Raw genomic sequence first — 11644 nt, 5'->3', positions numbered from 1 at the left:
CAAGATGCCCCAATGGCAGACAGCCAGCTGCCTCAAACGCGTCAACTTTCCGCGTTGGTCAGGTCACACCGCGCGAGTGGATTGTTCCAGGGCAATCCCTGACATTCTCGCAACGGGATTGCGCGAGCAGCCTTGTCACGAAAGCGCATCACCGCCTCCGCGAAGGCACGAGCGCTCGCGCGCCGCCAGGGCGCCTGGGCCGGAGTGATGACTTTCACGCAGTCATCCCGGCGGCCGGGACGTCTGGGTGTTTTTTCATCCCGGCCGCCTTGGGCCGAGGAAGTTTTTTCAGGAAGGACGACAGTCTCCCCCGCCCCAGGGGCGGTGTTCTTTCGGGTTCCGGAGGGGCCACCTTTGCCGGGACACGTTGGCCGCGCGCTTGCACTAGGGCCGGGGCGCGGTTCGAAGGGCGGGGGAGTCGGGGTTGGTGGCTCGAGACCGGGACGGGGTGGCGGCGGTGGCGTGGTTTCGGATGGCGGTGTGCGTGGGGTGGTTCTTCCTCGTGGGGTGCGAGGAGGCCCGAACCGCGTCACCGCGCATCCCGGTGCTCGGCGAGGTGGGGGGACAGGTGGCGCGGGAGGGCGTGGAGGCCCACGTGTGGTCGCGGACCTTGAGGGTGGGGGACCCTCAGGCTCCGCACGCGGTGATGACCTCCAACGGGGACGTCCTCGTGGCCGCCACCTATCAGGAGCCCATCGACCTGGGGGCGGGGCCCCTGCCCTTCGACCGCGGCGTCGCCGCGCCCCACCTGCTGGTGGCGCGCTATTCGCCGCACGGCGCGCTGAAGTGGGCCCAGGGCTGGACGCCTCGGGGCCCGGCGCGCGCTCGCGTGGGCGGCGTGGCCGTGGACGCCACGGACCACCTCTTCCTGTCGGGCCTGTCCGCGGGCTTCACCCGTGGCGGCGCCACGCTGCCGGCGGGCCCCTTCCTGGCCCGCCTGGACGGCGCGGGCGCGCTGGACTGGGTGCGCTCGCTGCCCGGTGAGGGCCCCGTGGCGGTGAACGCCGTCGCGGCCGCTCCGGATGGCGGCGCGGTGCTGGTGGGAGACTTCTCCGGCACGCGGGACTTTGGAGAGGGGCTGAAGACAGCCCCGGGGGCGAGGCACGCGGGCTTCGCGCTGCGCGTGGGCCCGCAGGGCGAACAGCGCTGGAGCCGCGTGTGGCTGCCCGTGGGCGAAGGCGAGGTCTCCGCGCGCGCCGTGGCGGTGGATGTCTTCGGCGACGTGCAGGTGGTGGGCGGCTACGCGGGGGCCGTGTCCTTCGGCGACGCCACCTTCCTCACCGTGCGCCAGCACACGCCCTTCGTGGTGAAGCTGGACCGCGACGGCGACCACCTCTGGAGCCACGACGTGCGCGGCACGGACGGCACCGCGGTGTCCGTGGCGGTGGGGCCGGACCGCGTCTTCGTGGGCGGCGGCTTCAGCGGGCGGCTCTACTTCCAGGACACCTTCCACCAGGCGGACTCCCGCGACGGCTTCCTGCTGGCCTACGACGCCCACGGCGCTCAGCGCTGGGCCCGCACCTTCCCCACCAGCGCGCCCATGGTCGCCACCGACGAGGCGGGCCAGGTGACGGTGGCCGGCGCCCACGACGGCGGCCATGCCCTGGGCGGCGGGGACCTGCCTCCCGGGTTGTATGTCGCCAAACTGCTCCCAGACGAGGGCACGTCCCTGTGGGTGCGAGGCTTTGCCAGCCCCGGCACCCAGGCCAACGCCCGGACCGTGAGCGTGGATTCTTCCGGTGGGGTGCTGCTCGCGGGAGGCCTCGACCGGCCCGCTTCGGACGGCGGCCCCGCCCCGCGCCTGCAGGACGGCTTCGTCCTCCGGTTGAATCCCTGACACATCCCGCCACCCTCCTTGGAGGGTTGCGTCAGCATTTGCACCTTTCCCCTGGTTGACGGGGTGCGGCAAGTCTTTGCGGGATTCGACTTCCAACTTTGGAGCGTGATTCAATGCAAGCTGCCTTCAAGGGCATGTCTTGCCTTGAAGGGCGAGGCTGCGCTGAAGCGTCTGCGCTCGGAAGTGCTCGGTCGCAGGCGGCCAACCCCTCGACATCACTCCCTTGAGTCACTGTGAGAGGTTGCACCCCATGACACCCACCGTTCCACGGCTGGACACTCTTCGGAAGAGTGTCACCGGACCGGCGGCGCGAGCCCTCGGGCTCCTGGCGCTGCTGGCAGGCACCACCGCGAGCGCGAGCGAGGCGGACCTGGTCCTCCCCGACTTCAGCTCCGTCACCTTCGTCGGCGGCCTCAACGGACAGCAGTTGCTGATGTCCGGCATCGCGGTCTGCGTCTTTGGCCTCATCTTCGGCTTCCTGCAGTACGCGAGCCTCCAGAAGATGCCCGTGCACCGGGCCATGCTGGAGATCTCCGAGCTCATCTACGAGACGTGCAAGACGTACCTGATGACGCAGTTGAAGTTCATTGGCGTCCTCTGGGCGCTCATCGCCGTGGTGATGGTGGGCTACTTCGGCTTCCTGAGGCACATGGAAGTGGGCCGGGTGCTCATCATCCTCTTCGCCAGCCTGGTGGGCATCGCCGGCAGCTGCGGCGTGGCCTGGTTCGGCATCCGGGTGAACACCTTCGCCAACAGCCGCACCGCGTTCGCGTCGCTGCGCGGCAAGCCCTACCCCACGTACGCCATCCCGCTGCAGGCGGGCATGTCCATTGGCATGGTGCTCATCAGCACGGAGCTGATGCTGATGCTGTTCATCCTCCTGTTCGTGCCGGCGGACTTCGCGGGGGCGTGCTTCATCGGCTTCGCCATCGGTGAGTCGCTGGGCGCGTCCGTGCTGCGCATCGCGGGCGGCATCTTCACGAAGATCGCGGACATCGGCTCCGACCTGATGAAGATCGTCTTCAAGATCAAGGAAGACGACGCGCGCAACCCCGGCGTCATCGCGGACTGCACCGGTGACAACGCGGGCGACAGCGTGGGCCCCTCCGCGGACGGCTTCGAGACCTACGGCGTCACCGGCGTGGCGCTCATCACGTTCATCCTGCTCGCGGTGGGCGGCGAGTACCGGGTCCAGCTGCTGGTGTGGATCTTCATGATGCGCATCGTGATGGTGGTGGCCTCGCTGGTGTCCTATTGGATCAACAACGCCGTCCAGGGCGCCCGCTACAAGGCGGCGGACCACATGAACTTCGAGTCGCCGCTCACCGCGCTGGTGTGGCTGACGTCGCTCGTGTCCGTGGGCCTGACGTTCCTGGTGAGCTACCTGCTCATCCCGAACATCGGCGGGGATGACAGCCTTTGGGTGAAGCTGTCCGCCATCATCACCTGCGGCACCCTGGCCGGCGCCATCATCCCGGAGGCCATCAAGGCCTTCACCTCCACGGAGAGCCGCCACGTTCGCGAGGTCGTCACGGCCAGCCGCGAGGGTGGCGCGTCGCTCAACGTCATCTCCGGCCTGGTCGCGGGCAACTTCTCCGCCTACTGGATGGGGCTCATCATCGCGGGCCTGATGGGCGCGGCCTACTGGTTCAGCACCCTGGGCGTGGGCACGCTGATGATTGCCCCGGCGGTGTTCTCCTTTGGCCTGGTGGCCTTCGGCTTCCTGGGCATGGGCCCGGTCACCATCGCGGTGGACTCGTACGGCCCGGTGACGGACAACGCCCAGAGCGTGTACGAGCTGTCCCTCATCGAGAACGTCCCCAACGTGAAGGAGGAGGTGAAGAAGGACTTCGGCTTCACCCCGGACTTCGACAAGGGCAAGGAGTACCTGGAGGAGAACGACGGCGCGGGCAACACGTTCAAGGCCACCGCGAAGCCGGTGCTCATTGGCACGGCGGTCGTGGGCGCCACGACGATGATCTTCTCCATCATCGTGCTGCTGGTGGGCATCACCACCAACGCCGCGGGCCAGCAGGTGCTCAACACGGCCAGCGCGCAGAACCTGTCCCTGCTGCACGCCCCCTTCCTCCTGGGCCTCATCACCGGCGGCGCCATCATCTACTGGTTCTCCGGCGCGTCCATGCAGGCGGTGTCCACGGGCGCGTACCGCGCGGTGGAGTTCATCAAGGCGAACATCAAGCTGGAGGGCGTGGAGAAGGCCAGCGTGTCCGACTCCAAGAAGGTGGTGGAGATCTGCACCCAGTACGCGCAGAAGGGGATGATCAACATCTTCCTGGGCGTCTTCTTCAGCACCCTCGCCTTCGCCTGCTTCGAGGCCTACTTCTTCGTGGGCTACCTCATCTCCATCGCCATCTTCGGTCTGTACCAGGCCCTCTTCATGGCCAACGCCGGCGGCGCCTGGGACAACGCGAAGAAGCTGGTGGAGACGGAGCTGAAGGCCAAGGGCACGGAGCTGCACGCCGCCACGGTCGTGGGCGACACGGTGGGCGACCCGTTCAAGGACACCTCGTCGGTGGCCCTGAATCCGGTCATCAAGTTCACCACGCTGTTCGGCCTGCTCGCGGTGGAGCTGTCCGTGGAGCTGGAGGCCGCGGGCCAGGGCACCCTGCTGCGCGTCTTCTCCGCGGTGTTCTTCGTCCTGTCGATGGTGTTCGTCTACCGCAGCTTCTACGGCATGCGCATCGAGAGCGCCGGCGCCAGCGAGCCCAAGGCCGCGGCGCAGGTGAAGACGGCCTGAGGGCCCCCGCCCGTCCCTGACGCGAGGGAAGGCGGGAGGAACCCGAGCGGCGGGGTGCCCCAGGCGCCCCGCCGCTTCTTCATGGGACCGCGGCTCAGCCCCCGATGCCCTCGGGGTCCGTGGCCAGCTCCCCGCCCAGGTGCATGCCCGTCTGGCAGCGGTAGTCGGTGAGCAGCGCCACCGTCAGCGTCTTCACGCCCAGGAGCACGTGCAGCCCGGCCGCCAGGGGCGCGCGCCGCGCGTACCCGAACACGAAGGGCGCCAGCACCGCGCCCAGGCCGTAGGCGTAGTCCACCAGCTCATGCGCTTCGATGGGGATGAGCTTCGTCAGGCTCAGCCGGAAGTCCGTGAGCAGCGACACGCCCACCAGCGCCCCGCCCAGGACCTGGCCGGCCCGCTTCGCCGCGCGGTCGCCGGAGAGCCGGCCCACCGCCACCATCGCGGCGCCGTTCACGTAGTCCATCACCGAGTGCACGTCCGGCGCCCCCCAGCGGCGCAGCGGCAGCCGGCCGAACAGCGGCCGCGACAGGATGCCCGCCGCGGCGCTGTGGTCCACCAGCCGGCGCCACTCGCGGTGGGCGGCGCGCTCCGGGCGCGGGGGGACGGGGGGCAGCACTGGCTCCGGGGCTCGGACCTCGTACATGACATGGCTCCTCTCCCGCCGTCGTGGGGGCGGGACCCTTGGAGCCAACGGTAGCCACGCCCTGGGACCCGAGCGCCGGCCCCTGCACGCCCGCCCGCGCCATCCAAGGGTAGGCCTGCTGACTACCCGGCGAACTGTTGACAGGTGGGCAGGGGGGCTTCCACCTACCCCGCCCCCGGGGGCAGACTGGTGTTCGCACTCAGGTCCTCACATTTCGAGAGGACCGACCGCCCCCGGGCGGTGGGTGCCGCGCCCCACCCAACAAAGAGAAGACGATTCATGGCTACTGGAACGGTGAAGTGGTTCAACGATGCGAAGGGCTTTGGCTTCATCACGCAGGACGGTGGTGGTGAGGACGTGTTCTGCCACCACAGCGCCATCAACATGGACGGCTTCCGCACCCTGGCCGAAGGCCAGAAGGTGGAGTTCGAGGTGACGCGCGGCCCCAAGGGCCTGCAGGCCCAGAACGTCCGGGCGGCTTGATCCACCCTCCCGGGTCACCCCGGGGTCCGGAAGCCCGGTCTCGCTCACGCGAGGCCGGGCTTCTTCATTTTTACAACCCACCGAGAAGGAAAAACGCGCAATTCCTTTCAAACCTTCCACCGTCCAAGGAATCAAGGGGGGGCTGGTGAAAGTCCGAAAGACGTCTGTTAGTCTTTGTTCCGCGAGGGAGGGCGCACCATGTTCGAAGTCACCAACGATGTCAGCCGTCGAACGATCACCGCGCGCATGAGCGGCTTCATGCGACCGAATGAAATGAAGGAGTACGTGGCCGTCTACAAGAAGGCCACGGACAGCTACGGCGGGGGGCGGCACCTGGTCCTGGCGGACATGCGGGGCCTGCGCCCGCTGGAGCCGGAATCCGCGAACCTGTTCTCCGAGGTCATCAACCACGGGCGCAAGAATGGCTGCGTGATGTGCGCGCACGTGTCGGACTCCACCATCGCGCGGCTGCAGACGGCCCGGGTGGCGTCGGAAGCATCCCCCAACGACGACATCACGGTGGACTGTGTGTCGCTGGAGGAAGCGCAGAACCAGCTCGCCAAGGCGCGCGTGCGCCTGCTCAACGGCGAGACCCACGCGGCCGCCGGCCGCTGAAGTCCCCCCGGGAGGGCCCCCGCGCGCGCCCCGTCTCCGGCATGGCCCGGAGCCGGCTGCCCCGCGGAAGGCGACCCCCGGGGTTGTTTCTCCATCCCCTGGATTCAAGGCTCCAAGCATCCAAGACACGGGTGACGGCTCCGTCATCCGTGTCTTTGTGTTTGCGATTGCCCGGGCATGAAGAAGGGCGCGAAGGCTGTATGCCCTCGCGCCCCGAGTGAACCGTGGCGCCCGTCACCGGGCCCTCCGCGTCAGGCCGCGCGGCCGTGCGCGGCGGGCGCGTCCGCGGGCGGCGCCGCGACCGTGTCCGGCGCGCGGGGCTTCTTGCGGCGGAAGGTCAGCTTCTCCATGGCCGCGAACACCACCGGCACCACCAGCAGGGTGAGGAAGGTGGAGGTGATGACGCCGCCGATGACGGAGATGGCCATGGGGGCGCGGAACTCGGAGCCGGTGCCCGTGCCCACGGCGGTGGGCACCATGCCGATGGCCATCGCGGCGCTCGTCATGAGGATGGGGCGCAGGCGGCGGGGGCCGGCCTTGAGCAGGGCCTCGTCCACGGAGTCGCCCTCGCGCAGGTGCTGGAGGGCGCCGTCGATGAGGAGGATGGCGTTCTTGGTGACGAGCCCCATCAGCAGGATGACGCCAATCATCGCGCCCATGCTGACGTGGTAGTTCGTGACGACCAGGCCCAGGAGCGCGCCCACCAGCGCCAGCGGCAGCGACACCATGATGGTGAACGGGTGCTTGAAGGACTCGAACTGGCTGGCGAGCACCATGTAGATGAAGACGAACGCCAGACCGAACGCGATGCCGAACGCGTCGTTCTGCTCGTCCAGGCTCTTCATCTGGCCGTCGTAGACGATGGCGTAGCCCGGGGGCAGCGGCTTCTGGGCGATGGCGGCCTTGAGCCTGGTGGCCACGTCCCCCAGCGCGGCGCCCTTGGCCAGCTGGGACACGACGGCCACCTGACGCTCGCGGTTCTCGTGCTCGATGACGCTGGGGCCGTCCTTCAGGGCCACGTCCGCCACGTCCGTCACCTGGTGCAGCCCGCGCGGCGTGGCCACCATCAGCTGGCGCACGCGCTCCGGGGTGGCGCGGTCCGCTTCGCGCAGGCGCACGCGGATGTCCGTCTCGTCGGTGCCTTCCCGCAGCTTGGCGGACACGTCACCGTCGATGGCGAGCCGCAGCTGCAGGGCGAGCGCCCCCGCGGACAGGTCCATGTCCGCGGCGCGCGCGCGGTCGATTTGAATCTGGAGCTCCGGCTTGGCCGGGTTGGAGTCCACGCGCACGTCGGAGGTGCCCAGGGTGCGCAGGATGCCGGCGATGCGCTCGGCCTCCTCGTTGACGCGCTTCAGGTCCGGGCCCACCACGCGGACCATGATGGGGAACCAGTCGCCCAGGCCTTCGATGGACGGCGGGTCCGACAGGGTGATGGCGGTGGAGACCAGGTTGGGCACGAGCAGCGCGCGGGCCTCCTCCTTGAGGACGCCAATCGTCTTCTTGCGCTTGTCCTTGGCCACCGTGAGCACGCGCAGGCGCGCCTTGTAGACGTCTCCGTTGGGGCCGACGGTGGTGTAGATGTCGGTGACCTCCGGAATCTGCTTGAGCAGCGTCTCCGCCTCCGCGGCGCGCTCCGTCGTCTGCGCGAGGTTGGCGGAGTCCGGCAGCTGCAATTCGACGATGAGCTGCGAGCGGTCCTCCGCGCTCATGAACTCCACGCCCAGGCGGCTGGCGGCGCCGAAGGACAGCACCAGCGCCAGCAGGGTGAGGCCCGCCGTCGCCCACTTGTGGCGCAGCACCCAGCCCAGGATGCGCGAATAGACGGCCTCCGTGGCCTCCAGGAAGCGGCGCAGCGCGCGGAAGACGGCGGCCTCCTGGTGCTCCTCGCCCGGCTTGCGCGCCTTGGCGAAGCGCGCGGACAGCATGGGGTCCAGGGTGAAGGAGATGAACAGCGAGATGAGCACCGCCACGGAGATGGTGATGCCGAACTGCTTGAAGAACTGGCCCACGATGCCGGGCATGAAGGCCACCGGGATGAACACCGCCACCAGGGACAGCGTGGTGGCGAGCACCGCCAGACCCACGTCCCGGGTGCCGTTGGACGCGGCGCTCATCGGGTCCTCGCCCTGCTCCAGCCGGTGGGTGATGGCCTCACGCACCACCACCGCGTCGTCGATGAGCAGGCCGATGGCCAGCGACAGCGACAGGAGCGTCATCTGGTTGAGCGAATAGCCCAGCACGTACATCACGAAGAACGTGCCCACGACGGAGGTGGGCAGCGCCAGCGCGGAGATGAAGGTGCCGCGCGGATCCAGCAGGAACATCAGGATGATGAGCACCGCCATCAGGCCGCCGAAGATGAGGGCGACCCACACCTCGTGGGTGTTGGCGCGGATGAGGTCCGACTGGTCGATGAGGAGCGTGGCCTGGAAGCCCTGCCCCACCACCGGGCCCATCTGCGCGAGCGTCTTCTTCACCGCGTCGCTGACGCTGACCGTGTTGGAGCCCGGCTGCTTCACCAGTTCCAGCACCACGGCGTCGCGGGCGTTGAGGCGCGCGGTGGTGCGGCGCTCGGCGACGCCGTCCGTCACGGTGGCGATCTCCTCCAGGCGCACCTGGGCGCCCGTGCTGCTGCGGGCGATGGGCAGCTGGCGCAGGTCGTCCACGTTGGTGAACTCGCCCATGGCGCGCACGGTGAGCTCATTGGGCCCCAGCTGGAGGCGGCCCGCGGGCAGGTTCAAATTCTCCGAGCCGATGCGCTGGGCCACCTGCGAGGGCGTGATGCCCACCGCGCGGGCCTTGTCCAGGTCGATGTCCACCTGGACCTCGCGCGTGTCGCCGCCGGTGATGCGCACCTCCGCCACGCCGGCCAGCTGCGCGAGCGCGGGCTTGATGCGGTCATCCAGCAGCTTGCGCAGCGCCTGGGACTTCATGTCCGCGGAGATGGCGTAGGTGAGGATGGGCGCGGCGGACAGGTCCACGCGGCTGACGATGGGGGCCTCCGCGTCGGTGGGCAGCTTGTTGACGGCCTGCCCCACCTTGTCGCGCACGTCCTGGACCGCGGTGTCCAGGGCGGTGCCCAGCGTGAAGGACACCACCACGGTGCCCACGTTCTCACGGCTGAAGGAGTGGATTTTATCCACGCCGCTGATGCCGGCGACCGCGTCCTCCAGGGGCTTGATGACCTGGGTCTCGATTTCGCCCGGGCCCGCGCCCTTGTAGAGGGTGTTGACCACCACCACGGGGAAGCTGACGTCCGGGTAGAGGTCGGTGCCCAGGCGCTTGAGGCCCATCACGCCCAGCACGATGAGCAGCAGGGACACCATGGCCGTGAACACCGGCCGTCGGATGGAAACGTCACTGAGAATCATGGAAGGACTCACGCACGCCGCGCCGGGGAGGCCGTGGCGAAAAGGGGTGCCTTGACGGCGACGTCTACTTCACGGAGACGCGGGTGCCGGGCGACAGGGAAGGCGTGGGGAAGTCCACCACCTGCAAGAGGGCGGACGCGGCGCGCACCACCACCTCGCGGTCGCGGCGCTCCAGGACCTGCACGTCCACGCGCTGGAGCGCGCCGTCGCTGACGATGAGGACATGGTCCCCGTTGGAGGAGGACAGCGCCGTCGTGGGCAACAGCTGCGCGTCCCGCGCCTCGCCCAGCTTCAGCACCGCGCGCGCCAGCGTGTGGGCCACGAAGCGGCCGTCCGCGTTGGGCACGGTGAGCTCCACCGGGATGCGGCGGGTGGTGGGGTCCGCGGAGGGCAGGATGGTGCGCACCACCGCCTCGTCGGTGGAGGCGCCGTTGCCCAGCGCCGCCACGCGCACCTTCACGCCCGGCTTGAGCAGCGCCCGGGCGGACTCCGCCACGGTGGTGCGGAAGGTGAGCGTGTCCAGCTGCTCCAGGGTGAAGAGCGGCGAGCCCGGCCCCACCGTGGCGCCCGTCTGGTCCGGCGCTTCGATGAGGGTCCCCGAGAAGGGCGCCTTCAGGTCATGCCGGCGGCGCGACGCGCGCACCTGGGCCAGCTGCGCCTTGGTGGCCAGCACCTGCGCCTGCGCCTGCGCGGCGGCGGCGACGGCGTTCTTGTGCTGCTGCTCGCTGACGCCCCCGCCCGCGCTCAGCTGTTCGGTGCGGTCGGCCGCGTCCTTCGCCATGGAGGCGGCGGCCTCCGCGGCGGCGACGGCGGCCTCCGCGCCGGCCACCTGCGCGTCCACGATTTCGGCGTTGAGCTGGGCGAGCACGTCGCCCTTCTTCACCGTCTGCCCCTTCTGGGCGCGCACCGTCTCCAGCCGGCCGCCGACCTCGAAGCCGACCTGGAGGCCCTGGGCGGGGTACAGCGTGCCGGTGACCTCCTCCGACTGGGAGGCCTGCACGCCGCGGGCGGCGACGACCTTCACCGCGGGCACCGGCTTGTCCGGCGCGGCGGCCGGGGTGGCGGGCGGAGCGGACGCGTTCGCCTTGTCGCAGCCGGTGAGCGCGAGCGCGGCGGCCATGCCCACGGCGGCGAGTGCACGGGAGGCGGAGGGCTTCGTGGAGGGTTTCACGGGCGTTTCCTTGGCGGACGGTGCGGGTTGGCCGCGCGGGCGTGGCGCCGGCGCGTGGAAGGCGGGGAAGGCGTGCGGGCGACGGACGCGGACCGGGGCAGGGCTTCGCGGGGCAGCGTGCCTTCGTGCATCAGGCGCTGGATGCCCACGGCCCAGGAGGCCAGGTCCGGCTTGTGCGTCAGCCGCCCCATGCGCCGGGCCAGCAGCAGGTACGTGCCCACGACGAAGGAGCCGAAGAGGCTGGGGTCCACGTCCGGGGTGTCCGGGTGCTGGCCGCGCAGCTGGTGGAACTCCCGGGCGATGCGGTCGACCTCGCGGTCCACCACGTCCCACATCACGGATTCAAAAGGGGTGCCCTGGCTGCCGACGATGAGCGTGGTGACCAGCTCGCGCCGGTCCCACATGAACTCCAGCATCTCCACGTCGAGCGAGGCCTCCATGTGGAGGAAGTGGCAGTAGCGCTCCGAACGCGTGGCGAAGTCCGCGGGGCCCGGCTGGCCGTGCTCCGCGCGGAAGCAGTCCATGCTCGCGACGCGCTGGAGGCTCAGCCGCTCCAGCTCCTGCACGAAGTCCTCCACCAGCGCCGCGAAGAGGGCCTCCTTGGAGGGGAAGTGCAAATAGAAGGCGCCCTTGGACAGGCCGCTGGCGGCGGTGATGTCGCTGATGCGCGCGCCCTTCACCCCCCGCCGCGCGAACTCCGTCCGCGCGGCCGCGATGAGCGCGCTTCGGGCTTTGGGGTCGGCGGGGCGGGGCATGGCGGACGCAT

General features: G+C 69.8%; 8 protein-coding genes. 4 read left to right on the top strand and 4 right to left on the bottom strand.

Going from position 1 to position 11644, the window contains the following annotated elements; translation table 11 throughout:
* Window positions 1-427 precede the first annotated feature (427 nt).
* Both GTY96_RS16140 and GTY96_RS16135 read left to right on the top strand, forming a co-directional pair.
* Complete coding sequence (locus GTY96_RS16140; protein WP_328700905.1) at window positions 428-1837, top strand: hypothetical protein; 1410 nt, start codon at window positions 428-430, stop codon at window positions 1835-1837.
* A 250-nt stretch (window positions 1838-2087) separates the two neighbouring features.
* Window positions 2088-4595 carry a sodium-translocating pyrophosphatase gene (locus GTY96_RS16135; protein WP_143904038.1) on the top strand — a complete coding sequence of 836 codons (2508 nt, stop codon included), beginning with the start codon at window positions 2088-2090 and terminating at the stop codon, window positions 4593-4595.
* Window positions 4596-4689: 94 nt separating this feature from the next.
* On the opposite strand, the gene GTY96_RS16130 is transcribed toward GTY96_RS16135, so the two are convergent.
* Window positions 4690-5238, bottom strand: coding sequence for a hypothetical protein (locus tag GTY96_RS16130; RefSeq protein ID WP_143904036.1), 549 nt, complete (start codon window positions 5236-5238; stop codon window positions 4690-4692).
* Between the two features lie 279 nt (window positions 5239-5517).
* On the opposite strand from GTY96_RS16130, the gene GTY96_RS16125 reads away from it, so the two are divergent.
* Window positions 5518-5721: a cold-shock protein gene (locus GTY96_RS16125; protein ID WP_120537647.1), complete on the top strand. Its 204-nt coding sequence runs from the start codon at window positions 5518-5520 to the stop codon at window positions 5719-5721.
* Between the two features lie 258 nt (window positions 5722-5979).
* Complete coding sequence (locus GTY96_RS16120) at window positions 5980-6336, top strand: hypothetical protein (RefSeq protein ID WP_235685634.1); 357 nt, start codon at window positions 5980-5982, stop codon at window positions 6334-6336.
* A 251-nt stretch (window positions 6337-6587) separates the two neighbouring features.
* Here GTY96_RS16120 and GTY96_RS16115 read toward each other — a convergent pair whose 3' ends face one another.
* From GTY96_RS16115 to GTY96_RS16105, 3 genes are all read right to left on the bottom strand, one after another.
* Window positions 6588-9707, bottom strand: a complete 3120-nt coding sequence (locus GTY96_RS16115) for an efflux RND transporter permease subunit (protein WP_161665182.1) — start codon at window positions 9705-9707, stop codon at window positions 6588-6590.
* 64 nt (window positions 9708-9771) lie between these two features.
* A complete protein-coding gene (locus GTY96_RS16110) occupies window positions 9772-10878 on the bottom strand; it encodes an efflux RND transporter periplasmic adaptor subunit (protein ID WP_143904030.1) in 1107 nt (368 codons plus the stop codon).
* Window positions 10875-11633: a TetR/AcrR family transcriptional regulator gene (locus GTY96_RS16105; RefSeq protein ID WP_143904028.1), complete on the bottom strand. Its 759-nt coding sequence runs from the start codon at window positions 11631-11633 to the stop codon at window positions 10875-10877. The genes GTY96_RS16110 and GTY96_RS16105 overlap by 4 nt, the downstream gene beginning before the upstream one ends.
* Window positions 11634-11644: the final 11 nt, after the last annotated feature.

The organism is Corallococcus silvisoli (assembly GCF_009909145.1).
GTDB classification, from domain to species: domain Bacteria; phylum Myxococcota; class Myxococcia; order Myxococcales; family Myxococcaceae; genus Corallococcus; species Corallococcus silvisoli.
The sequence above is the reverse complement of the archived record's forward strand: the minus strand, read 5'-3'. Positions and strand labels throughout refer to the sequence as shown.